Here is a 26,286-nt window from a genome sequence, read left to right as displayed (position 1 = left end):
GAATTACAATAGCATTGTTTTTGTAATAGTTCTCAATAAAAGGAAATGGCATGCAAAAAACTTCTAATAATTTAGCGTTGATGAGTTTAACGGCGTTGTTTTTCTTAATGGGTTTTATCACGGTTTTAAATGATATTTTAATCCCGCATTTAAAACCCATTTTTGACTTGACCTATTTTGAGGCCTCACTCATTCAATTTTGCTTTTTTGGAGCGTATTTTATTATGGGTGGGGTGTTTGGAAATGTGATTAGTAAAATCGGCTATCCTTTTGGTGTGGTGCTTGGTTTTGTGATTACTGCAAGTGGGTGTGCGTTATTTTATCCGGCGGCTCATTTAGGCTCTTATGGGGTGTTTTTGGGAGCGTTATTTATTCTGGCTAGTGGTATTGTGTGCTTACAAACCGCAGGTAACCCTTTTGTAACCTTGCTTTCAAAGGGTAAAGAGGCTAGGAATTTAGTTTTAGTTCAAGCGTTCAACTCGCTTGGCACGACCTTAGGGCCTATCTTTGGAAGCTTGTTAATCTTTAGCACGACAAAAATAGGCGATAATGCAAGCTTAATAGATAAACTAGCTGATGCTAAAAGCGTTCAAATGCCCTATCTAGGCTTAGCAATGTTTTCTCTTGTCCTAGCACTTATTATGTATCTTTTAAAATTACCCAACATAGAAAAAGAAATGCCTAAATCCGCCATACAAAAAAGTTTGTTTTCATGCAAACATTTTACTTTTGGGGCTTTAGGAATCTTTTTTTATGTGGGGGCAGAAGTTAGTATTGGCTCATTCTTGGTCTTAAGTTTTGAAAAGCTTTTAAATTTAGACGCTCAAACAAGTGCACATTACTTAGTGTATTATTGGGGGGGAGCAATGGTGGGGCGTTTCTTAGGTAGTGTCTTGATGAATAAAATCGCTCCTAATAAATACCTAGCTTTCAATGCCTTAAGCTCTATCATTCTCATTGCTCTAGCCATTATTGTTGGGGGTAAAATCGCTTTATTTGCTTTGACTTTTGTGGGCTTTTTTAACTCTATCATGTTTCCTACTATCTTTTCTTTGGCTACGCTTAATCTAGGGGCTCTCACTTCTAAGGCTTCTGGAGTGATTAGTATGGCTATTGTAGGGGGGGCGTTAATCCCACCCATTCAAGGAATTGTTACAGACATGCTGACTGCAACCGATTTGAACTTGCTCTATGCTTATGCAGTGCCGTTATTATGCTATTTTTACATTTTGTTCTTTGCTCTTAAAGGGCATAGGCAACAAGAAAACTCTTGAGTATCTTTTTTAAAACTAGTTGTCAAAGTTTTGCTATACTTTGAAAACTATTTTTTAATATTAAAAGGAGTTTTCAGATTGATTTTAAGAGAGAGAGAGAGAGAGAGGTAAAACGCCATCTTGAGTTAGTGTTTATAGCTTTAGATGTGGCGTTTATGGTGAGTGGGTGTTCTCTCATATGGTAATGGTTAAGAGAGTTTATCCTAAACAAGATTGTCCTAATACAATAAAACATCTAAGAATGCTTGGTAGTAGTCCTGTAGCTTTATATAGTTTGGGTCAGTTGTATAAAAAGGGTGAATGCGTAGAAAAAGACTCACAGCTTGCTGAATCTTATGTTGAAAAAAGCGTTTGACAGAATACCCCAAGTGCAAATGATTAAAAGAAATGCCATTATTCCTAACTGAGTTTTAAGCAGAAATAATCGCCCGCTTTTTCATTTCAACCCATTATTTAAAATCATGCTCTATTTTAAAAGGCTCATTTTCAAAAAGTCCCCATAAAACAACCTTTTTTATCTCTTTAATAGCACAGGGTGTAACTATTTTAAAATGCCCATAAATCCATTCGTCTTTGGATAACATTCTACTTCTTAAAATAGCAATGCTCTTATTTTTATCTTCTGTGCGTGCCTTTTGTCCTGCAACAAGTCTTTCTAAAGTAATACCCGGATTTTGATTATAAACCTTCTCAAATTTTTCGTTATTGTTTTCAAAACTAGGCTGATACCCTTCGCACTTGCCAAGATTAATTTGTGTGCTATAAATCTCTACAGGGCGAATGCTTGGGTATTTAGAGGTGATTTTCAATTCTGTTTGATAAGTTTGGAAATGTGCTTTAAGAGTTTGGTCTATAGATTTTGAAACTTCATTTTTTTGGATTTCAAAATCCTTATTTTCTAGTTTCTTGGCTGTTACAAGATTTGAAATCAAAGTGCACGCAAACAACATTTTTAAAAACTTTTTGGTGTAAAATCTGGCGAGAAACATCACTAATCCTTGTAGAATAAGAAAAATCTCCCTAGCTAAAGAGATTTTTCCAAAAAACGAAGACTTGAAGAAAGACTACTGAGCTTTTTTAAATTTATACTCAGTGAGAAAGCCGGTTCCATCAAAATTACCCACAATGGATAGCTTTTCAATATCATTCACTTGACAATCTGTTTCTAAAACAAGAGATGGCACTTCATCTTTTCCAATCAAGGTTACAACTCTACCTTTTTCTTTACGGCTTTGTTTAGGAAACTCTTTGGGGTCAAGACCTGTAGTATCACCGGTTTGTAGCATTCTAAAGGCATAGCACATGCCATTGTTGATTTGCACGCTATAAATTTTACCTTTTTTAACTTCGTTCTTAACTCCAGGTTTAAGCATAATGCGTATTTCTGAATGGATTTCAGCTTCATGCATTTTGCCTTTATAATCTCTGACTTGGACCTTATGAACGCCATTGGGGTCGCCTTTTTTCAAAAGTGACTCTGAAGAATCAAATTTTTGGATATCTAAATCCCCATCAACAAAACTTCTAGCAAAGGCTTGTGTGCTAAAAAGCGAAGCCCCTAACAAACCGACTAATGAAACCTTCAACCAGTGCTTGTAGCAAGAAAAGTAACTCACAATTAATCCTTTCAATTTCTAAAATCTCAGCCAGCATCTTTAAGCGTGCTAACTTAACAACAAATATATCTCAAAACTAAAAGTGTAGAGATTAGATTTGAAGAATACTAGCAACAAAAAAAGATGTTGTCAATAAAACAGCTATGGATTAAATAATACAAGCACTGATTACACTAAGCCCTATAAGTCATTTTTGAAAAAATCTTCTAGCATTTGATGGCTTGAAATCCATGAATGAAATGCATAAAAAGATTTTCAATGAAGAAATCAATCAAAAATAATTTCTTTAGGTTTAACCTCATCTCCATAAACAGGCTCTAAAGTCTCTTTATAGGCTTCTTCTAAAAAGTCACTAGAAATGAGAGCATCAATTTCATTGTTAAGCCATTCCAAAAGCTTAGGATTACCTTTTTTAATCGCTGGGGCAATCACATCATTGTCGCCAAGACTTGTAATGCCTACCTTAAATTCAGGGTGTTGTTTTGCCCAAGCGAATAACAGGGTGTTATCATGAGCTAGTGCGATAGCCTTATCTTTTAAAAGGGCCAAGAAAGTCTCAGTATTTTGTTCAAATTTCAAAAGTTTGATATTCGGGTAATTCTTGGTGAAGTAGAAATCCGCTGTCGTGCCTTTATTTACAATAAGTGTTTTATCTTTCAAATCTTCTACATCTTTAATCACCCCATCTTTAGACACAACGCCTAGGGCGACTTTCATATATGGCTTAGCAAAATCTATCACTTCTTCTCTCTCTTTGGTGTGTGTGAAATTCGCCATAATAATATCTACTTTATTAGCCTTTAAGAACTCCACTCTAGCTGAAGCTTCTACAGGAACAAATTCTATCTTATTCTCATCGCCAAGCAAATCAAGGGCTATGCGTTTAGCAATAGCAATGTCAAAACCCTGATACTCTCCCTTAGCATCTACAAAGCCAAAAGGGGGTTTATCACTAAAAACTCCTACCTTTAAAACCCCCCTTTGCTGAATCACTTCTAAAGCATCTTGCTTTTCTTTTTGACTATCAGAGCATGCACTAAAAAATAATGCCATTAGAACTAAGAACGCCCCCCACACTTTAAAAAGCCTATTTGTTTTCATAAACAATCCTTTTTTGAAACTAAAATACTCTTTTTAGCAAATTTTTTTTAACAGCTCCCTAAAAAATGAAAGGTTTCTAAAAATTTTTGTGCTCTTTGAGATTTAGGGTTATCAAAAAATTCTTTTGCATTACTTTCTTCAGCGATTTTACCACTATCAAAAAACACGATTTTTTTAGCGATTTTTTGAGCAAATTTCATTTCATGCGTAACAATAACCATGCTCATGCCTGTGTTAGCTAATTCTAAAATCACTTCTAAAACTTCTTTTACCATTTCGGGGTCTAAGGAAGCGGTTACTTCATCAAAAAGCATGATAGTAGGTTGCATGCATAAAGAACGCACAATGGCTACTCGTTGCTTTTGTCCACCGCTCAACTCTTTAGGGTAAGCTTTTTGTTTATGTTCTAAACCCACACGCCTTAAAAGCTCTATAGCTTGAGATTTGACTTCATCTTTTTGGCGTTTTTGCACTTTTAAGGGGGCGAGTAAGATATTATCTAGGACATTTAAATGCGGAAATAACTCATAATTTTGAAATACCATGCCTATTTTTTGGCGTAACTCACTCCAATTAGTCGCATGGGTGTTGATATTTTTTTGCTCAAAAATAATTTCGCCTTCATCAATTTTTTCAAGCCCATTCAAGCACCTTAAAAAAGTGCTTTTTCCACACCCACTAGGCCCTAAAATAACCGCTACTTCGCCCTTTTTTAAAGTGAAATTAATGCCATCTAAAACCAAATGGCCTTGATAAGTTTTTTTAACCCTTTGGTTTCTAAAATCACGCTCATTCTAACCCCTGATGTATTGATATTTTTTTTCTAAGTAAGAACTATACAGGCTCAAACTATAGCATAAACCAAAATAAAGCATTAAAATCACTCCATAAACCACAAAGCTTGCATTAGGCATGCGTAAGAGATTAAGCTCTATAATTTGCTGTCCCACCTTTAACAAATCAATCACTCCAATGAGAGAGACCAAAGCGGTGGTTTTAATCATGCGTGTGAATAGATTGAGACCAGAAGGCAATAAGGACAAAAAGCTTTGTGGGAAAATAATGTTAAAAACAATCATTTTTGACTCCATTCCTAACGCTAACGCGCTTTCTACTTGATGTTTGCCAACAGAAGTCAAAGCTCCCCTAGTCAAATCCATCATTTCTGCACAACCCCACAAACTAAAAACGATAATGCTTGCCAAAACAGCACTTATATGCACATTGAGTAAGCTTGCTAATCCAAAATACACAATAAATAGCCATGCTAAAAGCGGAATAATACGCACGCTTTCTAAATACACACGACACATAAAAACTAAAACTTTAGAGCCAAACGCCATCACACTTCCTAAAAGCACCCCTAAAAACACCGAAAAAATAATAGAGCTTAATGCAATAAAAAGGGTCATCTTAAGCCCCTCTAACAAGCGCTTAAGATTGTCTAACTCAAATAAAACCTCCATTTTAAGCCACTTTCTTTTTAAAAGAACGCTCCAAAACGACAAACAAAACACTCAAAGGAAGTAGGGCAATTAAATAAGTCAAACTAAGCATTAAAAGGCTTTCAGTGGTTTTATAATAGATGCCAATAAAATCCTTTGCAACAAACATAATATCTGTGAGAGCTATCGCACCCACCACAGAAGTCTCTTTGAGCAAGAAAATCACATTTGCACCTAGTGAAGGCATAGAAACACTTAAACTTTGGGGCAAAATAATGTAATACATAAGTTTCAAAGGGCTAAGCCCTAAACTCAAAGCACTCTCTTTTTGGATAGGGGCTAAGCTTTTAAACCCAAGCAAAAAACTTTGACTCATATATCCCCCACCTAAGAACCCTAACGCCAGAACAGCACATTCTAAAGCACTCAAACCGATTTCATTCAGTCCATAATACAACAAGAAAAGCTGGATTAATAGGGGCGTGTTTCTTGCAATTTCGCCATATACATAAACGATAGGAAATACAAAGCGTGTTTTAAAATACAAAATTACCGCACATAAAAGCCCTACAACAAGCGATAACAAAACCCCTAATAAGGAAATGTAAAGCGTGAGTTCTAACCCCTTGATGAACGCAGGAATAGAATGCAACATAAAAGTCCAATCTAAATTCATAATATATTACCTTAATATACGATACTATAAAGTATCATACTAAAAATGGCTCTATTTCTCCTAATTGTTACCAAAAGAAGTTTGAATAAACTTAGCATTTAACAGAGAGTTTATAAGCTATTCTTAGTCTATAATTCAAAGAAATTTTGAATTATAATAAAAACTCGTCAAAAATTTGAACAATTCATGGAAATTTAGGGAGAATAGATGCAAAAAGGTTTAATCTCTTTGGCTTGGGTATTGGTCGCCATTTTAGGGGCAATTTGTTTGGGTGTATTAGCTTTGCATAAGGGCGAGAGCATTAACACGCTATGGCTTGTAGTAGCGAGTGCTTGTATCTATAGCATAGGCTATCGCTTCTATAGCCATTTCATCGCTTATAGGGTGTTAAGACTTGATGATAATAGAGCTACGCCCGCATGCGTGAGAAATGATGGCAAGGACTTCGTGCCTACAGACAAAGTTGTAACCTTTGGGCATCATTTTGCCGCCATTGCTGGGGCTGGCCCATTAGTTGGCCCTATACTAGCTGCTCAAATGGGTTACTTACCTTCTATCTTATGGATTTTGATAGGCTCGGTTTTAGGGGGTTGTGTGCATGATTTTGTGGTGCTTTTTGCTTCTATTAGGCGTGATGGCAAATCACTAGGTGAAATGATTAAGCTTGAAATGGGTAAATTTGTGGGGGCTATCGCAAGTTTAGGCATTTTAGGTATTATGATAATTATTATTGCGATTTTGGCTATGGTAGTGGTAAAGGCTCTAGCGCACTCACCTTGGGGCTTTTTCACCATTGCTATGACGATTCCTATTGCGATTTTTATGGGGCTTTATATGCGTTTTTTAAGACCGCATAAAACCTTAGAGATTTCTATCATTGGCTTTGTGTTATTGATTATTGCCATTTATGCGGGAAAATATGTTTCTTTAGACCCTAAATTAGCTGAAATGTTTACCTTTGAAGCTAGCACTTTAGCGTGGATGATTATGGGCTATGGTTTTGTGGCTTCCATTCTACCGGTATGGTTTTTGCTCGCTCCACGAGATTATTTAAGCACTTTTTTAAAAATTGGCGTTATAGGGGTGTTAATTGTGGCGATTATTCTAGTCGCTCCGCCTTTGCAAATTCCTAAAGTTACGCAATTTTTAGATGGTAGCGGGCCTGTGTTTGCAGGGAGTGTGTTTCCTTTTTTGTTTATCACGGTGGCTTGCGGAACCATTAGTGGCTTTCATGCCTTAATTTCTTCAGGCACTACGCCTAAAATGCTTGCTAAGGAAAGTGATGCAAGACTTGTAGGCTATGGTTCTATGGTTATGGAGAGTATCGTAGCTCTTATGGCATTAGTGTGTGCAGGGATTTTACACCCAGGGCTTTATTTTGCTATCAATTCGCCAGAAATTAGTATTACTAAAGATATTGCTGATGCTGCTTCTGTGATTAGCTCATGGGGCTTTAGTATCAGTGCTGAAGAAATTAGTGAGATGACAAAAAATATCGGTGAAAACTCCATTTTAAGCCGCACGGGTGGAGCCCCCACTTTTGCAATCGGTTTAGCAATGATTGTGTATCAAATTTTAGGCGATCCTAGTGTTATGGCGTTTTGGTATCACTTTGCGATTTTGTTTGAAGCTCTCTTTATTCTAACCGCTGTTGATGCTGGCACGCGAACCGCTCGCTTTATGATTCAAGATTTGCTTGGTAATGTTTATAAGCCTTTGGGTAATCTTAGTTCTTATAGTGCAGGGATTTTTGCCACAATTTTATGTGTAGCAGGGTGGGGGTATTTCTTGTATCAAGGCACGATTGACCCTAAGGGGGGAATTTATACGCTATGGCCTTTATTTGGCGTGAGTAACCAGATGTTAGCGGGCATGGCGTTATTATTGGTTACTACAGTGCTGTTTAAAATGGGGCGTTTTAAAGGGGCAATGGTAAGCGCTATTCCAGCGGCTCTCATTTTGTTTATCACTTTTTATAGCGGTATTTTAAAAGTTATGCCAAAAAGTGATGATATGGTGCTTAATAATGTCTCCCATGTGGCACACATGCAAATTTTAAAAGAAAAAATCGCTATAACGACTGATGAAAAAGAATTAAACTCGCTTAAAAAATCCTTGTTTAACCATACGATTAATGCGATTTTATGCGTGTTTTTTATGATTGTAGCGCTCTTAGTATTGATTGCGAGCATAAGAATTTGCTTGAACGCGTATTTCAAAAATAAAGTTTATCCACCGCTTGCTGAAACCCCGTATGTCAAAGCCACTTGAATAGTCAAAGTAGGGGGGTCAATTTTTAAACCCCTTAGAGTAGCTGTGAAATAGGGTAAAAATGTAGCATCAAAAAGACGCTACTAGGCTAGTGTATAACGCACTTCTATCAGAGTAGAGAGCAGGAAAATCTTTAGCAACAGGTCCGTTCTCACCCGCTTTGAAGCCCTTATTGGTATGTATGCCATAATACACAAGGTCTATGTTAGCACTCAGAGCGTTAGAAAACTTATAGCCTAAGGAAATCATGGCTCTTGCTTCCCATGATACAACCGCAGTGGAATATTGCGTGGCAAATTTCCATGTGAATTTTTTTGCAAAATGAGTGCCACCACAAGAGATAAGAATGGTCGTGGCATTCCTTTTAAGGGCTGTGCCGGTATAGCCGGCATACATGCTGTTATTTCCCATCATTACACCACTGGGATTACCCATATTACCTACCCAGCCATTTGCATTTCTAAACACCTTATAAAATGCGATGGATACATTGTAATTGTTAAAATCAAAGCGTTGACGGATAATGAGATTTTGCCCATTTTTGGTTGCTGGCGTGTCATACTTATATACCGGTTTTCCACTAGAATTAACAATCATCCAAGGGTAGTAAAATGGAAAAAATCCTGTAATGGTCGTATTAGAGCGAAAGCCTACGCCATCAAAATTAGGATTAGTGTCCCAACCGATTTTAACACCTGGGGCATTGAAAATTTGTGGTGAAAAATAATAAAAGCCTTCTAAGGCTAAATGCTGGTGTTTATAGGTGGCCTGTAAAGCATGGGTGCCATAGAGAACCTTTTTCCCATGTTTGTCATAACCTCCTTGATTGTTTTTGGTATAGCCCCCACTATAAGTCGTTCTAGCTGCATACCAGTCCATCAAAAACGAGCCGTAGGCAAACGCTCTGCCAAAAGAGCTAAACCAAGTCAAGCGTGTGTGTTTATACTCTCCAGAAACCTGAAAGCCTTGGGTTTGTGCGCTTCTATAAGGCATAGTGGATTGGTAGCGTCCGGCTTTAATCTCAAAATAATTTTTATAGCGGTATTCTAAATATGCATTATTGAACACATAATTACGGACATCACGATTGCGTTTTTGGTTTTCAATTGCAGGACTATCTGTTTGTAAAATATTGGTATAGCCCCCCATAAACCCATCGTAGTAACCAAAGAGATTATAAGCGATAGAGCCATCTTTAAATTTAGAAGTGCCATCATAGATAATTGACCCTATCAAGCCTCCAATTTTGCCTTTTAAAACATGGTCAGAAACTTTTTTGGGTAACAGACTAAAATCAACCCCTAAATAACCAGCAATCGTTGCATATTGTGGCGTAGGATAGACACCTCTTTCACTATTGATTTTATCCTGATTGAAACCGATGGTGCTAGATTGGTCAATAAAACCATTGAGCTTAACATCAAAGCCTTGCAAAGAAGTGCTAAAACTAAGCAATGCTCCAAAGGTAGTAAGAAAAACATTTGCAATGCCCTTTTTCATACAATGCCCCTTATAATGAGATTAACAAAGCAAATACTCTATAGCTGTTTGATTTTATGATATTAGTTTTATTGACTCAATTTTAATATGTAAAATAGTAGGCATGATGAGAAATTTCATTTTTTTTGAAATTTTTAAAGGCAAAAAATGCTAGTATGTGAAGAATCTACTCTACTAAAATTTTAATAGTTAATACATGGTGCTATCAGTGTTATAAAAATCGTTGACTCTATATTAAGCGTGGCACATGTTAAGGTTGCTGGCTATGATAGGGTTTAGAACCCCTTGTAGCAATGCGTTATTGTAGTTTTTGATTATAGTCCTTATACAATTCTATTAAATGCTTGGTAGAGTTGTCAAAATAAGCGTTGCTTTTATGCCCCTCTAATTCTTGTAAAATCGGCACAGCTAACTCTTTGCCTAGTTCCACACCCCATTGGTCAAAGCTATTAATATCCCAAACAACCCCTTGCACAAAGACTTTATGTTCATAAAGAGCCACTAATGCACCCATATTGCTTGGTGAAATCTCTTCTAATAAAAGGATATTAGAAGGGCGATTGCCAGAAAATTCTCTGTGTTTGGCTAAGTCTAGCGCCTCATCTTTTTCTAAACCTTTTGAAAGCAATTCGCCGAACGCCTCTTCGTAACTTTTGCCCTTCATAAAAGCTTGAGCTTGAGCTAAAACATTGCTGAATAAAATTTCATGATGCCCCTTAGCGTTGCCCTTTTTATTCAACGAAGCGATAAAATCAATGGGCGTTAAATGTGTGCCTTGGTGTAAGAGCTGGAAAAAGGCGTGTTGAGCATTGATTCCCATATCGCCCCAAATAATAGGGCAAGTGTCGTAATTGACTACTTCGCCTTTTTTGGTAATGCGTTTGCCATTACTCTCCATATCAAGTTGCTGGATAAATTTAGGAAAATGCCTTAGATATTGGTCATAAGGGGCGATTAAATGGCTCTTTGATTTAAAGAAATTGATATACCACACGCCAATTAATCCCATCAAAACAGGCAAGTTGCTTTCAAAAGGGGCGTTTCTAAAATGCTCGTCCATTAAATACGCCCCTTTTAAAAGGGCGTTAAAATTTTTCTTCCCCAAATAAATCATAATAGACAATCCTATAGCAGACCACAAGCTATAACGCCCCCCTACAAAATCCCAAAATTCAAACATGTTATGCTCGTCAATGCCAAATTGTTGCACCGCTTCTTTATTGGTAGAGACCGCTACAAAGTGCTTAGCGATATACTTTTCATCACCGCTCCTTTCTACAAACCATTTTCTAGCCGTCAGGGCGTTGGTTAGAGTTTCTTGGGTAGAAAAAGTCTTAGAAGCCACAATAAAAAGCGTGCTTGCGGGATTGAGTTTGTCTAAAACATCTAAAATTTGTGTGCCATCTACATTAGAAACAAAATGCATGTTCAATCGTGGGTGGGCGTAGCGTTTTAGGGCGGTGCAAATCATTAATGCCCCTAAATCCGACCCCCCTATACCAATATTGACAATATCGGTAATGATTTGATTGGTATAGCCTAGTCTTTTACCACTTCGCACGCTATCGCTAAAGGCTCGCATGCGTTTTAAAACATTTCTAACACTTTTTAACACTTCCATACTATCTAGCAATATTTCTGTATCATTCAAACTTCTTAATGCGGTGTGTAAAACAGCTCTCTTTTCGGTGGTATTGATTTTTTCGCCCTTAAACATGCTTTCAATTTTTTCTTTCAAAGAGCAATCATTGGCTAGTTCAAAGAGAAGCTTTAAGGTCGTGTCGTTCAAGCGGTTTTTGGAATAATCTAAACTTAAGCCACCAAATTGCACAAAATAGCGACTCGCTCTCTCTTTATCTTTGAGAAACAAATCACGCATGCAAACTTCTTTGAACTCTTCATAATGCTTGAGTAATTTTGGATAAGTTTTTAATTGTGTGAGCATCAAATACCCCTTAAGTCTAAAAGATACAAGCCATTATAAACTAGTTTTAATTATAATTCTCAAATGGAAACTCTAAGAAAAAACATTTTAGCTTACTATGGGGCGAATTTTCTCTTACTTATCGCTCAATCTTTGCCCCATGCGATTTTGACCCCCTTATTGCTTTCTAAGGGGCTAAGTTTAAGTGAAATTTTACTCGTGCAAACCTTTTTTAGTTTCTGTGTGTTAGTGGCTGAATATCCAAGCGGCGTTTTAGCGGATTTGATGAGTAGGAAAAATTTATTTCTCTTTTCTAATCTCTTTTTAATCGCTAGTTTTTGTTGCGTGCTATTTTTTGATAGCTTTATACTCATGCTTTTAGCATGGGGGTTTTATGGTATTGCTAGTGCTTGCAAGAGTGGCACTATTGATGCCACACTCATTACAGATATTAAAGAGAACAAGCAAGATTTATCCAAATTTTTAGCTAGAAATAATCAAATCACTTATTTAAGCATGATTATGGGGAGTTCTTTTGGCTCGTTTTTGTATTCAAAAATGCATGCAAGCATGTATATGGTGGCACTTTTTTTAGTGCTGTTATGCATGCTAATTATTATTTCTTTTTTTAAAGAAAATCAAATCCCCAAGAAAACTCAAAAAGGATTAAAATTACTCAAGGAACAAGTCAAAGGAAGTCTTAAGGAGCTTAGAGACAATCCCAAGCTTAAAATTTTGTTAGTAGGGCATTTGATTGTGCCACTCTTTTTTATGAGCCATTTTAATATGTGGCAAGCGTATTTTTTGGCTCAAGGCATCAAAGAGCAACACCTTTTTATATTCTACATCGCTTTTCAAGTGATTTCTATACTGGTTCATTTTCTCAAAGCATCTAGTTATAGTCAAAAAATCACTTTGAGTTGTCTTGTAGTCTTACTTAGCATTAGCCCCTTATTGCTCACTAACATACCTTATTTATTCATAGGGGTGTATGCGTTAATGGTGGCGTTTTTCACTTACATGAGCTATTGTTTGGGCTATCAATTTTCAAGCTTTGTTTCCAAAAACAATATTTCATCACTCTCATCACTTATGTCAAGCTGTGTGCGTGTAATCTCTGTGCTAATCTTATCGCTAAGCAGTTTAGAATTGCACTACTTTTCACCCCTAAGCATTATCACCGCCCATTTTACTATTACGCTTCTAATACTCTTTTTCTTTTTATACAAGGCTAAGGTGTTTTCAGCTTAATAGATAATTTGAGTATTAGGAATTTCTGTAATCTTATAATTAAAAAAGTTTTGTGCTATATTAAACACGCTTTGCCCTTCCATTTGCTGACGAGTTATCCAGTTTAAATCATTTTCTTTGATTTTAGAAATGTCTACACATGCCGCTTGCCCATTAAATAAGTCAAAATGCACTACAATGGTAGGGATTTTATTTTCTTCTAAACGCCTTTTGGCTTCTAAGACCTTATGTTGTTTAATGTCATTTATTCCTTGAAATCCGCTTTGGACTTCTAGCAATAAACGATTATTTAACAGAAAATCTGCCTTAGGGCTTCTCTTAAAGTTTTCTATGTTATCAAAATTATCACCGCCAAAAAATTTGATTGTGTCTTTTTGTGTGCCAAAAAGATAAGCGATAAAATCTTTAAAAAACTCTGCTACTAGAAACCCACGCATCCAAGAAAAACACACCTCTTCAGGTCTTCTGCCTTGATTAGTGAGTTTGGCAATTATGTTATTATCAATAATCTTTGAAAAGACATATTCCATAAAATCAAAAAAATTCTCTAGTTCATATTTATTGTATTTAAAACAATAAATATGATTGATAGTGCTAAAAATGTCAATAAGCCTTTCTTTTAACGCATTCAAATAATTAAAATCAATACAAGGCTCTATGTCTTTAGCACCTAAAAATTCCTTAAAAGCACTTTGCGAATTAAAACCTAGTAATTTTCTATAATCTTTAAAATCGTTATTATTAAACATTTTACCCCTTTAAAAAATCAAAGACTGCATGAGCGAGTGCTACACTTAATAATGGCGGCACAGCATTACCGATTTGCAATCTTTTAGCACTAGCACTTCCATAAAACTTGTAATCATCTCTAAAACTCTGTAATCTTGCCCCCTCTCTAATACTTAACGCTCTAGAATCTCTTGGATGGATACACCTAGAACTACTTGGAGTGGAAAAATTTCTTGTAATGGTGGGAGCTGGTTTTTCCCACCACATTTTAGCGTAGGTATTGATATAGCCACTTTTAGGGCGTAAATCTTTAGGCAAGTCATCTTTACTTTGCCCATCTTTTAGTGTTTGCATAATTTCTATAAGTTTTTCGTTATTTTTAGGGCTAGAATGCTCGCTTAATTCTTTAGAATTTCGCACAAATTTTAAAAAATCATTATCCGCATTTTTAAGATAGCCCAAAGCATTACCATTTTCACCACTCTGAATTTGGGGCAAATCTCCCAAAGCATCTTTTAGGGAAAAATGCTTTTTTGTGGGTTTAGGAAAATAAAATTGCCTGTTAAAGTTTTTAAGCACACCTACCAAAATCACTCGCTCTCTTATTTGAGGCACACCATAATCTAAGGCATTTAAAATGGTATATTCTAAAATATAACCCCTATCTTTAAAGGCACTACAAATTTTTTTGAATAATTGCCCTTTTTGCATAGACATTAAACCTACGACATTTTCAAAAATAAATATTTTTGGTTTTACTAAATCTAAAACACGCAAATATTCTTTAAATAAATTTGCTTTTTCATCCATTTGTCTTTTGCCTAGTGTGGAGTAGCTTTGGCACGGCGGACCTCCAAGCAAAATATCAATTTGAGTGCGTGGCAAATTTTGACAATTAAGCTGTGTAATATCGCATAAAATGGTTTGTGTGTTTTTATGGTTAGCCTGATAGCTTAAAATGGCATCTTTATCTATATCATTAGCCCATATTAACTCAAAGTTTGGGTGCGTAGAAAAGCCATAGCTTAACCCTCCAGCACCACAAAAAATATCCGCTACCCTAAAACGCATTACTACACCAAATAATTCTCTAACGCAATGCCTGCTCCATCAAGTCCAGGAGTTTTTTTCAACACGACATGCACAGGAATAGAAGCTAGAAACGCTCCCATACGCCCTTTAGTCTCAAAACGCACTCTAAAAGGCGAAGTTTTAAAATAATCAATAAATCGTGGAATTATCCCGCCGCACAAATACACGCCCCCCCTAGCACCTAAGGTAAGAGCCACATCAGAGGCTAGTGTGCCTAGCATCGCACAAAAAGTATCTAGTGTCAATCTGCATAAAGGATAATCCCCATTCAAAGCCCGTTCGCTAATAATTTGTGGGGTCAGCTCAGCCTTGCTTAACTTGGCTGCTTTTTGAAAACCTTTGCGTTTGGATAGGGCTTCATAAATCAGCACCAAGCCACTCCCACTCAAAAACCTTTCCGCACTCACATGGTTGAATTTAGAGCGGGCGTATTGCCACACTAAAATTTCCAAATCATCAAAAGGGGCAAAGCTCACATGCCCCCCTTCGCCGGGCAATACTTTTAAAGAGCCATCACTATTATGAATAAGAGTGCTTACCCCTAGCCCAGTTCCTGGCCCCAAAATTGCCTTAGGGGCGTTGATTTCACATTTGATTCCACCCACTTGAGCTAAATCGCTTTCTTGCATCGCACTAATGGCATAGGCTTGTGCCTCAAAATCATTAATCACAAGCAATTTTTCTAAACCCAAACATTGCCTTGTGGTTTCTATAGAAAAAGTCCAGTGGTTGTTAGTCATTTGGACAAAATCGCCCATAATGGGCGTAGCCACAGCAAAAGAGCCATAAAGGGGGTGCAATTTAAGATTTTCTTTATATTTAGAGAGATAGAAACGCACCGCATCGCTTAAGCTCTCAAAATCTTTACATTGTAAGACTTCAATGTATTCAATTTGTCGTGGGGCGATTTCTAAGCCAAAGCGTGCGTTTGTGCCACCGATATCGGCTAATAGTCTTGGGTAAGTTTTAGTCTTTGGCATAATATATCTCCGTAGTAACTTTTTTAGAGTGTAAAATTCTAGCAATCGGCAGAGAGTAGGGGGCATTTTCCTGTAACGCTTTTTCTAAAACTTCTCTTTTTTCAGTTCCACTAATGCTTAAAAAAAGTTTTTCGCAATTTTCCAAGGCATTAATGGACATGCTGAGTCGCTCATAAGGGGCGTTTGTAGGTTTTGTAAAGACAATATTTTCTTTTTCTTCATTTAAAAAGGCGTTCGTTTCAGGAAAGAGGCTAGCCGTATGCCCATCAGTCCCCATGCCTAAAATGGCTAAATGGGGCTGTTTGAAATGCTTGTTAGCAAAGTCTAAAAGTGCATTTTTATCGCCCAAGTCATCGCCTAAAAGAGAGATTAAGCGTGCGTTTTTGGCGTTATTTTGTAATAAGTAGTCGTGTAGTAGCTTGGTGTTACTATCATTAGAACTTGGTGTTACTATGCGTTCATCTACCAAACTTACCAAGCAATGTTGGTATTCTAAATCTAAAACGCTCAATTTTTGCAATAAGCTAATGGGCGATTTACCTCCAGAAAAAGCGATAGCAACTTCGTTGTGTTCTCTTAAAGTGGCATTAAAAAATTCCTTAAAATTTTCTATTAAAGCCTTGTGGCAACTTTCTAAACTCTCAAATTCAAATAATTGATAGCCCATGAAATTCCTTTTATTGATAGAGTGGTTTTAAAAATTCTGATTCGTTTAGATTATGGCTCTCATAGAAGCGTAAGGGCGTGGCATTGTTTATAAAACTCTCCATAAGCGTGTCAATAAAAACCCATGACGCTTCTAATTCTAGCTGGTGGGCGAAATTGTTTTGGTTATTTTGTATTGCATCATAGAGTAATTTGGCATAGGGTTGTAAAAACTCATGCGTGTTATGGGTTTCCAAAACAAGGGGGTTTTGATTGTCTTTTAGTGTGAGAGTGATTTTATTTTGAGAGAGAGAAAATTCCAGTGTGTTAATTGAATTGAAATGGATTTTCACACTCGTTTGATTATAGGGCATTTTTTTAGCGGTTTTTAGATAGAAAGGCACATTTTTAAATTTAGGTGTGTCTAAAAAGGCTTTAATGGCGACAAAAGTCTCTGTTTGGCTCTTGCTATTGACATTATTTTCATCTCTATAGCCTTGATATTGAGCCCGCACTACCTGTTTTTCAAAATCTTTAGGGGGTTGTAAGGTCTTTAAAACCTTGATTTTTTCTTTTCGTAAATCTTTTAAATCTTTTGGTAAATCTGTAGCAATGAGAGATAAAATTTGTAAAATATGGTTTTGAACCATATCTCTTAAAGCCCCGACTTTATCGTAAAATTCGCCCCTTTCTTCTACCCCCAAAGTTTCATACAAGCAAATTTCAACCGAACTGATTTGCTCCCATAATGAGTTAAAAATAGGGTTATTCAAGCGTAATTCAAGGATATTTTGAACGCCTTTTTTTCCTAAATAATGGTCAATTCTAAAAATTTGCTCTTCTTTAAAATAGGCACTGATAGTTTGAGCGATTTCTTTGCAAGTCTTTAAATCATGCCCTAAGGGTTTTTCTAAAATCAGGCGAGCGTTAGCGTGATTAAGAGCATTTTTGGCTAAATTTTGAGCGGTAGTTGCAAAAAAACTTGGGGCGATAGAAAAATAGAAAATTAAGGGTTTATTTTTTGTAACGATTTTACTCAAGCTTTCAAAGTCTTTGGGGTTATCTAAACGCACGCAAAAATAACTAAGATGAGCTAAAAATTCTTTACCCTTTTCTCTTTTGTCTAATTGTGTTTTTTCACAAAGAAGGGTTAAAAATTCTTTGCTAGACAAGTTTTTACGCCCAGATGCGATAATTTTAGTGCTTTCTTTAAACCCATAATGGATATAAATTTCATAGAGTGAAATAAAGAGTTTTCGCATGGCTAAATCGCCTGTTGCTCCAAAAAGAACCAAATCAAAACCCAGCATAACCAACCCTTTTGTAAGTGTTTTTGAGTTATCATTATAATTAATCTTAATTGAAGGAACGCCCATGCCTAAGCATTCTTTAAAACAAATCAAAGAAAAAATTACAGAGCGTAGCAAAGCCACACGAGACTTTTATTTAGAGAACACCTTTAACCCCAAGAACCAACCGAAAATGGAGAGCTTAGGCTGTGCGAATTTAGCCCACGCCTATGCGAGCGTGCCAGAGCATTTGAAAATGCCCTTAAGTTCGCACAAAAAAAAGCATTTTGCTATCATCACAGCTTATAATGACATGCTTTCAGCCCACCAGCCTTTGAAAAATTACCCCGATTTGATTAAGAAAGAGTTGCAAGAGCATAATGCCTATGCAAGCGTAGCTAGTGGTGTGCCAGCGATGTGTGATGGTATCACGCAAGGTTATGAAGGCATGGAATTGAGCCTATTTAGTAGAGATACTATCGCTTTAAGCACAGCTATTGGATTAAGCCATAATGTTTTTGATGGGGCGTTTTACTTGGGTGTGTGTGATAAAATTGTGCCAGGCTTACTTATAGGGGCGTTAAGTTTTGGAAATTTAGCGGGTATTTTTGTGCCAAGTGGTCCTATGAGTAGTGGGATAGAAAATTATAAAAAAGCCAAAGCACGCCAAGATTTTGCGATAGGAAAAATTAGTAGAGAAGAATTACTAAAAGTGGAAATGCAAAGTTATCATAGCGTAGGCACTTGCACTTTTTATGGCACCGCTAATTCTAATCAAATGATGATGGAATTTATGGGCTTGCATGTGGCAAATTCTAGTTTTATCAACCCTAACAACCCCTTACGCTCTGTTTTAGTAGAAGAAAGCGCTAGAAAATTAGCTAGTGGTAAGGTTCTACCCTTAGCCAAACTCATAGATGAAAGAAATATCCTTAACGCTCTTATAGGTTTAATGGCAACAGGGGGCTCCACAAACCATACTTTACATTTAATTGCTATCGCTAGGGCTTGTGGGATTATTCTTAATTGGGATGATTTTGACGCCATTTCAAATCTCACACCCCTTTTAGCTAAAGTTTATCCTAATGGCTCAGCTGATGTGAATGCTTTTGAAGCAAGTGGCGGACTAGCTTTTGTCATTAAGGAATTGTTAAAAAATGGGCTTTTATTTGAAGACGCTCACACTATTATGGATACAGAAAAAGAAAAAGGTATGCAAAATTATACTAAAAACCCCTTTTTAGAAGACAATCATTTGGTGTATAAAAACGCCATAGAAAATAGCCTAAATACAGAGATTTTACGCCCATTTAGTGAGCCTTTTGCAACGAATGGGGGGCTTAAAATTTTAAAGGGTAATTTGGGGCGAGCTGTGATTAAAATCTCAGCCATTAAAGAAGAGCATAGAAAAATCAAAGCACAAGCGATTGTTTTTAAGTCTCAAAGCGAGTTTTTAGAACGCTTTAAAAATAAAGAATTAGAGAGAGATTTTATTGCCATTCTACCTTTCCAAGGACCTAAATCTAATGGCATGCCAGAGTTACACAAACTCACCACGCCTTTAGGGGCATTGCAAGATATGGGTTACAAGGTCGCACTCATTACTGATGGGCGTATGAGCGGGGCGAGTGGGAAAGTGCCTAGTGCGATTCATTTAAGCCCTGAAGGAGCGTTAAATGGAGCGATACTTAAGATTAAAGATGGCGATTTAATAGAACTAGACGCTCCTAATAACGCCTTGAATGTGCTTGAAAAGGATTTTGAGAATAGAGAAATTAACCCCTTGTTTTTAGAAACTTTAAAAGACTTAGAAAAGCCAAGTTTTGGGGTGGGTAGAGAGCTATTTACTAGCTTAAGACTGAATGTGAATAGTGCCGAAGAAGGTGCGATGAGTTTTGGTATAAAAATATAATATTGAGGAGTTAAAATGCAAAATAAAATAAGAGAATTTTTACAAATTAGCCCTATTGTTCCTGTGGTTGTGATTGAGAGTTTAGAAGACGCTGTGCCACTTGCACAAAGCTTAATAGGGGGGGGTATTAAAATCATAGAAGTAACTTTGCGTTCAAGCTGTGCTTTAGAAAGTATAGAGCTTATTGCTAAGAGTGTGCCAGATATGTGTGTGGGTGCTGGCACGATTTTAAACACCACTCAATTAGAGCAAGCTAAAAGTAGGGGGGCAGAGTTTTTTATTAGTCCGGGTCTTACACCCACTCTTTTAGAATATGCAAAGAAAAAAGATATACCCTTAATACCCGGAGTTTCTAGTAGTAGTGAAGTCATGCAAGCTTTAGAATTTGACTACAATACTTTAAAATTTTTTCCTGCTGAAAACATTGGGGGAGCAAAGCTTTTAAATGCCTTTAATGGCCCTTTTAAGGAAGTGAAATTTTGCCCCACAGGCGGTGTTAGTTTGAATAACATGCACACTTATTTGAATTTAGAAAATGTTTTATGTGTTGGGGGAAGTTGGCTTACACCTAAAGATTTAGTTAAAAGCAAAGAGTGGGATAAAATCATAGAAATTTGTAAGCAAGCACTAGCTGAGGTTTAAGATAATATAGGGCATGGTAGTTGTATTTGCTTAATAATACTATAATAAAATTTTTAATAAGGAGATATATCATGTTAGAAAGTGTCAAAAAAGCAACTTTCAAAGTTTTGTGTTTGAGTGCGTTATGCGTAATGGGTTTAGTGGCCGCACAAGACCCTAAAGAGCTTGTGAGTTTGGGTGCAAAGAGTTACAAAGAGCAAGATTTTACTAAGGCTAAGAAATATTTTGAAAAAGCCTGTGATTTGAAAGAGAATAGTGGGTGCTTTAATCTAGGCGTGTTATACTACTCTGGGCATGGGGTAGAAAAGGATTTTAAAAAGGCCGCTCAGTTTTACACAAAAAGCTGTGATTTAGATTATAGCAATGGGTGTTTTAATGCCGCTAATTTGTATTATGATGGGCAAGGTGTTTCCAAAAACATCAAAAAATCTTTACAATATTACTCTAAGGCTTGTGATTTGAAATATGCTGAAGGGTGTGCGAGCTTAGGAGGGATTTATCATGATGGTAAGGCGGTAACAAGAGATTTTAAAAAAGCCTTAGAATACTTTACCAAGGCTTGTGATTTGAACGACGCTGATGGTTGCACGATTTTAGGAAGTTTGTATGATAATGCTAGAGGTACGCCTAAAGATTTGAAAAAAGCTCTTGCTATGTATGATAAGGCTTGCGAACTAAAAGATAGTCCGGGGTGTTTTAATGCGGGCAATATGTATCACCATGGCGAAGGCACAGCGAAAAATTTTAAAGAAGCCCTTGCTCGTTATACTAAGGCATGCGAACTGAAAAATGGTGGAGGGTGTTTCAATCTAGGGGCTATGCAATACAATGGCGAAGGGGTATCTAGCAAGGAAAAAGAAGCGATAGAAAATTTCAAAAAGGGCTGTAAATTGGGGGCTAAGGGAGCGTGCGATGCGCTCAAACAGCTAAAAATTAAAATCTAGTCTTTAATAAAGTTAAGCTAAACACTTGAGATGTTTGGTCTAACTTTCATCTTTAGATAATACTTTCAATACTTGATACTTGATACTTGTTGCAAAAATTGCTACAAAATGCCATTAAGATAATCAATGCTAATTTTTGGTTTTAACTAGTAGTGATGTATTTTAGCATCGTATATTGCTATGTTATGGTAAAGAATAGTAATACAAAGTGTGTCGTGTATAGTATTACTATTTCAAAAAGAAGCTTAACCACAAGTTTTTAGCTACAATTAAGGTAAGATTAAAAGCAGATTAAGGATAAGCAATGACTAAAACGAGAGAGAGAGAGAGAGTAAAATGCAAAATTTTAGGAATAATCTTACACACTTAAGCAAAAGTGTGTGTTTAGCACTTGTAGGATTATGGAGTAATTTAGAAGCCCATCCAAAAAGCGGATTTTTCATACAAGCAGGGTTTGAAACAGGTATGTCTAGTATCACAGAGAGCGTTAAAAAACGCCCAAACCCACAATCAATCATAGGGAATGGCTTGTATCAGCAGGGTTATCAACCTAGAAAGACAACTAAAGAAGAATCAACTAGCCGTTCAAACCACTCGCACGAAGCCCATTCTCATGAAGAAAGCGAAACCCCTTCTCAAGTAAGTTCTGGTCAAACAGAAAGCACGCAACAAGCTAAGAATACAGAACAAGAAAGCACCACAGCCTCCTCTGCAGTGGTTGTAGAAGGTGTTTCTGAAGAGGGGCAACATAAGACCTCAGAACAAAAAGACCAAGCCCAAGCTGATGCCCCAGCACAGCCTGACCCTGTAGCTACTACTCAAAAGCAAAAATACCAAGAAGAAATTGAGCGTAAAAATCAAGAGTGCCAAGAGAGAGTTAAAAGCACAGGTCAAACATGCGCTCCTTTATATACAGGGTTGGACCACTCTACGCCTTCTTATGCTAATATTAGTGCCAACGGCGTAACCCTTTCACATGTTAATGTTGTTTCTAGTGAAACTACAACCCTTTTTACCGATAGTAATGTTGTGGGGCAAACCTTTTCTACCACTAACCCCATAGCTACTACCTTTGATGCAAGCAATTCAACCATTCATATTAAAAATTCCTTACCCTATGATTTGAAAAATGTAAAATTAGTGGTTAAGGTAGCAGATAGTGGTAACTCTAAAGGCTATAGAGATGTAGCGTTGGCAACTTTTGACAATATTCCTAAAAATTCACATATCACACTGGATAAAAGTAAAATTTCAGCGTTTAGTAGTGCGGACATACAAGCCGTAAATACTCAAAATTTTGAGTTTAGATACGATGACACACAAAACTCAAGCGACCCTAACGACCATACAAAAAGGGTTTTAGAAGCCATAGATAAAATTACGACTAATATAAATGGCACTTTTCAAAGTGGCAATGGTTGTCCTAGCTACAATAGTAATCCAGGTTGTCTTGATACTCCAACTGCCCAACAAGCTCAAAACTATGTCAATATGTATCTTAATTTAGCTGGCACTTTAGACTCTCAAGTATGGAAAGATGCTATGTTGGGTGCCAATTTTAAATTTCATGGTTCTAGTGATAGTGTGCAGTTTGATGATATTGACAAACAATCTTTAATAGACCAGTTTAGACAAGATAGTAATAATTTAGCTGTGAGAGTTGTTAGGAATGGTGGGGCATTTGGTTGGGCTAATCGTCGCAGTATGGCCGTGAATGCAAGCTTTGTTAATCCTAATTATAACGACTTGCTTAGGACTTATAATGAAAATATTACTAATGCTGACATTTACCGCTACATGTTCCATACTTTTTTCCATGAATTTGGACACACCAAAGGTTGGGGGCATGATAGCAATTTGACTTATAGCGAGTATTATCATTTAGGTGGAGGATTTTCTAGCGTTACTACTGATGCGTGGTTGAAATTAGCTAATTCAAATGAATTACCTATTAATTATCAAGATTTGCCTGCGAATTATGGTGGGGGTTCATCAAGTGGAGGTCCATGGGGTTCCGTGAGTGCAAAGGTGTCAGTGGCTCATCAATTAGAGAACCAAAAAATAGCCGGTAATGACCCTAGCAAGCTGTATCCTTATGGATATGGATACCCTTATTATGGTTGGGGTTATAATAGTCCCACTAGAGACCCTTACTATGATGATTGTAACCCTAATCTATATAATTGTGCCGATATGGCATTGCAAGATGTTCCTAAAGGTGCGTTTGAGAATGCCCTAAACACCATGAGTGCTACTCTTTTAGAAAGTGTTCAAGCCTTGCAAAATAAAGCCCTAAAAAACCCCACCCTAGGCTTCAACACCCAAATAGGTTATCAAAACTATTTCAACAACATTATCGGTCTTTCTTACTATGCTATGTTTAATTACAACTATTCTAAAAGACAAGGCTTATTAAACAAAACACAACAATATGGAGTAGGGGGTGGAGTGAATCTCTTAATAGACTTTATCAATGTCTATAAAGATAAAAACTTCAAATCTTCTTTTGGAGTCTTTGCTGGAGCTAGAGCCTTGTATAACCGCTATCAATTCAATGGTATGATTAACGCTAGCAAGCATAAAGGCAATGTCTATTTCACTACAGGCTTTAACTACCGCTACAAGCATTCTAAAATCTCTCTAGGAATTAGTATGCCACTTATTAAACAAAACATTAAAGCCCAACTACTTACAGAAGAAACTATCAACGAAGTGGCTTTGAATGAAAACTTTAACAACATGCATGTGTTTATGAATTATGGGTGGGTGTTTTAAAGAATATACTAGGATAGCATGGAAAAATATCTCATTAATGGTTTGAGAGATTTGCATGCTCTATGCTTGAAAATGATTGTCTTTTATGCATCTTAGTGGTTTTAAACGCTCATTAATAGAATGGGGGTTAGTAACAGGCATGCTAGAGAATAAAGAAAATCAAAGGCATGCAATCCCTACGCCAAAGCATAGAAAACCCCAAAGATACCTAGAATTTACCTAAATTGCCTTAACCATAAGGTTTATAGGGTGAATTATAATAGTCAAATAATATTAAAGAAAATCATTGTTTTTGAAATCTCTAATTAAACAACACTCTCAAACCAGACTTTGAATGTAAAAATAAAGACCTTATTCTAATATTGACAGCTCAAAAAATGTTTTTCATAAAAGTGTTGTTTTTGCTTTAATCTTATCTAGCATTCTTTGATTTTTTTAAGAAAGTTTGTTTTATATTATATTTTTATTGTAAAACTCATTTTCTTAAAACCATGTTTTTGTCATTCTTTAGCTAATTTGCTAAAACTAACTCTTAAAGCAAGCAAACAAAACTAAAAACGCCTTATTTAGGCATCTTTTGTGGGTTTGTATGGGTGAGTAAATTTATATGATAAACTTTACAAAACCCCAAAAACAAGCCCCTAAAATTAGTTTTATTTAAGCGGTTAAAAGCCTTGTATATAGGGGTTATTTGAAAAAATATCGCATTTTTTGAAACCCAAAACATCTAATAGCATAGCCATTAATTTTATTCACATAGGGACTAGCACTTATCTCAACGCCATTTTATACGCCATTTCTAAGCTATGACAATCGCCTTTTAATGTTTCAATATTTCCAAACGCCATCATTTTCCCTTCTTTTAAAAAAATCGCACTATCCAAATACTTTTCCACATCAACCACTAAATGCGTAGAGACTAATAAGCTCGCATTTTTGCTAAATTCATTAGCGATTAATTCAAAAATCTCTTCTCTTGCAATGGGGTCAATGCCAGCCACTGGTTCATCAAAAAGATATAAAGAAGAATCTCGTGATAAAGTTAAAATAAGTTGTAATTTTTCTCTCATGCCTTTTGAAAGGGCTTTAAATTTTCTTGTTAATGGCACTTGAAAACATTTGAGTAAATCTAGGGCTTTTGATTCATCAAAGTCGTTAAAAAAATCCTTATAAAAAGCGATGGCTTTTAAAGGCGAACTTTCAGGGTCTAAAAAATCGCCATCGCTTAAAAACGCCACGCTTTTTTTGGTCTCTATGCCGATGCTTTTGCCTAAAATTTTCACTTTTCCTTGATAATTCAAATTTAATCCAGCTAAAATTTTTAACAAAGTAGTTTTACCCGCCCCATTAGGACCTAAAAGCCCTATAAATTGCTTTTTAGGAAGTTTGAGACTGATATTGTCTAAGGCTTTTAAACTCCCATAGGATTTGCTTAAATTCTCAATTTCTACTAGCATTTCAGTTCCCCAAACTTACGCACTCTTTTATAAAAATCGCTGATAATGTTTTCTAAATCTTTGGGGGTGAAATCTGGCCATAAAATCGGCGTGAAAAACAATTCCGCATAGCTAGATTGCCACAATAAAAAATTAGACAAACGCATTTCCCCCCCTGTGCGTAGTAATAAATCCACCTCAGGTAAATCATGTGTATCTAAACGCCTAGAAATTTCATTTTCTAAGTTTTCTAAATTTTTGGTGTTTTCTAAATTTTTGAAGTTTTCTAAAATTTTGGTGTTTTTGGGGGGGGTTTCTAATAAGCTTTTAAACGCTCTAGTGAGTTCATTTTTAGAGCCATAATTGAGAGCTAGAACCTGCGTAAAGTCCTTAAAATGCTTGGTATCTTCTTCAAGCTGTAAAATCGTGTCTTTTAATTCCTTAGAAAAGCCTTCTAAATCTCCTATCGCTTTAAAGCGTATAGAGTTACTCAAATAAGTAGGCCTTTCATCTCTAAGATACTTTTTAAGCATTTTCATTAAAAAATCCACTTCACTTTTGGGGCGTTTCCAATTTTCAGTAGAAAAAGCGTATAAAGTCAAGCATTCTAGCTTTTTATTCGCACAATATATCGTAATGTCTTTAAGGGTTTTTACGCCTTTTTTATGCCCATAAGCCCTAGCCTTATTCTGTAATCTAGCCCATCTACCATTACCATCCATAATAATGGCAAGATGTTTGAGAGTGTTATTCAATTCTATTTAACCTTTAAAGAAAAGTCCTT

Annotated in this window: 23 protein-coding genes and 1 pseudogene; 9 read left to right on the top strand and 15 right to left on the bottom strand. The window is 36.3% G+C overall.

The genetic code is table 11. The features are described 5' to 3' along the window. The first annotated feature begins 50 nt into the window (after positions 1-50). Together HCD_RS08510 and HCD_RS09650 are read left to right on the top strand one after the other, a co-directional pair. On the top strand, positions 51-1,274 hold the full coding sequence (locus HCD_RS08510; protein ID WP_014660148.1) for a sugar MFS transporter: 1,224 nt from the start codon (positions 51-53) through the stop codon (positions 1,272-1,274). Between the two features lie 184 nt (positions 1,275-1,458). Beyond that, positions 1,459-1,629 carry an SEL1-like repeat protein gene (locus HCD_RS09650; protein ID WP_227624866.1) on the top strand — a complete coding sequence of 57 codons (171 nt, stop codon included), beginning with the start codon at positions 1,459-1,461 and terminating at the stop codon, positions 1,627-1,629. Positions 1,630-1,723: 94 nt separating this feature from the next. Here the strand turns inward: HCD_RS09650 and HCD_RS08505 are convergent, their stop codons facing one another. The 6 genes and pseudogenes from HCD_RS08505 to HCD_RS08480 form a co-directional block, all read right to left on the bottom strand. After that, positions 1,724-2,263 carry a hypothetical protein gene (locus HCD_RS08505; RefSeq protein WP_014660146.1) on the bottom strand — a complete coding sequence of 180 codons (540 nt, stop codon included), beginning with the start codon at positions 2,261-2,263 and terminating at the stop codon, positions 1,724-1,726. Between the two features lie 75 nt (positions 2,264-2,338). Beyond that, positions 2,339-2,890, bottom strand: a complete 552-nt coding sequence (locus HCD_RS08500) for a hypothetical protein (RefSeq protein ID WP_014660145.1) — start codon at positions 2,888-2,890, stop codon at positions 2,339-2,341. Positions 2,891-3,157: 267 nt separating this feature from the next. Beyond that, the gene (locus HCD_RS08495) at positions 3,158-3,991 is read right to left on the bottom strand and encodes a cysteine ABC transporter substrate-binding protein (RefSeq protein WP_014660144.1); all 834 of its coding nucleotides are present in this window, start codon (positions 3,989-3,991) and stop codon (positions 3,158-3,160) included. Between the two features lie 47 nt (positions 3,992-4,038). Next, a pseudogene (locus tag HCD_RS08490) lies at positions 4,039-4,784 on the bottom strand (amino acid ABC transporter ATP-binding protein). Between the two features lies 1 nt (position 4,785). After that, on the bottom strand, positions 4,786-5,457 hold the full coding sequence (locus HCD_RS08485; RefSeq protein WP_014660142.1) for an amino acid ABC transporter permease: 672 nt from the start codon (positions 5,455-5,457) through the stop codon (positions 4,786-4,788). A gap of 1 nt (position 5,458) precedes the next feature. Continuing rightward, entirely contained in the window at positions 5,459-6,112 is a 654-nt protein-coding gene (locus HCD_RS08480) for an amino acid ABC transporter permease (RefSeq protein WP_014660141.1), read from the bottom strand. Between the two features lie 207 nt (positions 6,113-6,319). Between HCD_RS08480 and HCD_RS08475 the strand changes: the two genes are divergently transcribed. Further along, positions 6,320-8,383, top strand: coding sequence for a carbon starvation CstA family protein (locus HCD_RS08475; RefSeq protein ID WP_014660140.1), 2,064 nt, complete (start codon positions 6,320-6,322; stop codon positions 8,381-8,383). A 69-nt stretch (positions 8,384-8,452) separates the two neighbouring features. Here the strand turns inward: HCD_RS08475 and HCD_RS08470 are convergent, their stop codons facing one another. Further along, entirely contained in the window at positions 8,453-9,883 is a 1,431-nt protein-coding gene (locus HCD_RS08470; protein WP_014660139.1) for an outer membrane family protein, read from the bottom strand. A 298-nt stretch (positions 9,884-10,181) separates the two neighbouring features. Next, positions 10,182-11,828, bottom strand: coding sequence for a glucose-6-phosphate isomerase (gene pgi, locus HCD_RS08465; protein WP_014660138.1), 1,647 nt, complete (start codon positions 11,826-11,828; stop codon positions 10,182-10,184). 63 nt (positions 11,829-11,891) lie between these two features. On the opposite strand from pgi, the gene HCD_RS08460 reads away from it, so the two are divergent. Continuing rightward, positions 11,892-13,058 carry an HP1165 family MFS efflux transporter gene (locus HCD_RS08460; protein WP_014660137.1) on the top strand — a complete coding sequence of 389 codons (1,167 nt, stop codon included), beginning with the start codon at positions 11,892-11,894 and terminating at the stop codon, positions 13,056-13,058. On the opposite strand, the gene HCD_RS08455 is transcribed toward HCD_RS08460, so the two are convergent. From HCD_RS08455 to HCD_RS08435, 5 genes are read right to left on the bottom strand one after another with little or no spacing between them, the layout of a single operon-like run. After that, positions 13,055-13,807: a hypothetical protein gene (locus HCD_RS08455; RefSeq protein WP_014660136.1), complete on the bottom strand. Its 753-nt coding sequence runs from the start codon at positions 13,805-13,807 to the stop codon at positions 13,055-13,057. The two genes, HCD_RS08460 and HCD_RS08455, sit on opposite strands and share 4 nt — an antisense overlap. A gap of 1 nt (position 13,808) precedes the next feature. Next, positions 13,809-14,858, bottom strand: a complete 1,050-nt coding sequence (locus HCD_RS08450) for a DNA cytosine methyltransferase (protein ID WP_014660135.1) — start codon at positions 14,856-14,858, stop codon at positions 13,809-13,811. Positions 14,859-14,860: 2 nt separating this feature from the next. Then, positions 14,861-15,859, bottom strand: coding sequence for a glucokinase (locus tag HCD_RS08445; protein ID WP_014660134.1), 999 nt, complete (start codon positions 15,857-15,859; stop codon positions 14,861-14,863). Beyond that, positions 15,846-16,526, bottom strand: coding sequence for a 6-phosphogluconolactonase (gene pgl, locus HCD_RS08440; RefSeq protein WP_014660133.1), 681 nt, complete (start codon positions 16,524-16,526; stop codon positions 15,846-15,848). Before pgl ends, HCD_RS08445 begins: the two co-directional genes overlap by 14 nt. Positions 16,527-16,536: 10 nt before the next feature. After that, the gene (locus HCD_RS08435) at positions 16,537-17,814 is read right to left on the bottom strand and encodes a glucose-6-phosphate dehydrogenase (RefSeq protein ID WP_014660132.1); all 1,278 of its coding nucleotides are present in this window, start codon (positions 17,812-17,814) and stop codon (positions 16,537-16,539) included. Between the two features lie 64 nt (positions 17,815-17,878). Here HCD_RS08435 and edd point away from each other — a divergent pair, with 64 nt between their 5' ends. From edd to HCD_RS09400, 5 genes are all read left to right on the top strand, one after another. Then, entirely contained in the window at positions 17,879-19,705 is a 1,827-nt protein-coding gene (gene edd, locus HCD_RS08430; protein WP_014660131.1) for a phosphogluconate dehydratase, read from the top strand. A gap of 15 nt (positions 19,706-19,720) precedes the next feature. Beyond that, the gene (locus tag HCD_RS08425) at positions 19,721-20,347 is read left to right on the top strand and encodes a bifunctional 4-hydroxy-2-oxoglutarate aldolase/2-dehydro-3-deoxy-phosphogluconate aldolase (RefSeq protein WP_014660130.1); all 627 of its coding nucleotides are present in this window, start codon (positions 19,721-19,723) and stop codon (positions 20,345-20,347) included. 71 nt (positions 20,348-20,418) lie between these two features. Then, entirely contained in the window at positions 20,419-21,291 is an 873-nt protein-coding gene (locus HCD_RS08420; RefSeq protein WP_014660129.1) for an SEL1-like repeat protein, read from the top strand. A 336-nt stretch (positions 21,292-21,627) separates the two neighbouring features. Then, positions 21,628-24,066 (top strand): porin family protein, encoded by a 2,439-nt coding sequence (locus HCD_RS08415; protein ID WP_014660128.1) that lies wholly within the window; start codon positions 21,628-21,630, stop codon positions 24,064-24,066. Between the two features lie 76 nt (positions 24,067-24,142). Continuing rightward, positions 24,143-24,289 carry a hypothetical protein gene (locus HCD_RS09400; RefSeq protein WP_158308542.1) on the top strand — a complete coding sequence of 49 codons (147 nt, stop codon included), beginning with the start codon at positions 24,143-24,145 and terminating at the stop codon, positions 24,287-24,289. Between the two features lie 547 nt (positions 24,290-24,836). On the opposite strand, the gene HCD_RS08410 is transcribed toward HCD_RS09400, so the two are convergent. Then, positions 24,837-25,523 carry an ABC transporter ATP-binding protein gene (locus tag HCD_RS08410; RefSeq protein ID WP_014660127.1) on the bottom strand — a complete coding sequence of 229 codons (687 nt, stop codon included), beginning with the start codon at positions 25,521-25,523 and terminating at the stop codon, positions 24,837-24,839. Beyond that, positions 25,517-26,257, bottom strand: a complete 741-nt coding sequence (locus tag HCD_RS08405) for a di-trans,poly-cis-decaprenylcistransferase (RefSeq protein ID WP_014660126.1) — start codon at positions 26,255-26,257, stop codon at positions 25,517-25,519. The genes HCD_RS08410 and HCD_RS08405 overlap by 7 nt, the downstream gene beginning before the upstream one ends. Between the last annotated feature and the right edge of the window lie 29 nt (positions 26,258-26,286).

This window comes from Helicobacter cetorum MIT 99-5656 (genome assembly GCF_000259275.1).
In the GTDB taxonomy this organism is placed as follows: Bacteria; Campylobacterota; Campylobacteria; order Campylobacterales; family Helicobacteraceae; genus Helicobacter; species Helicobacter cetorum.
Note: the sequence above shows the minus strand (reverse complement) of the source record. Positions and strands in the feature narration are given on the sequence as shown.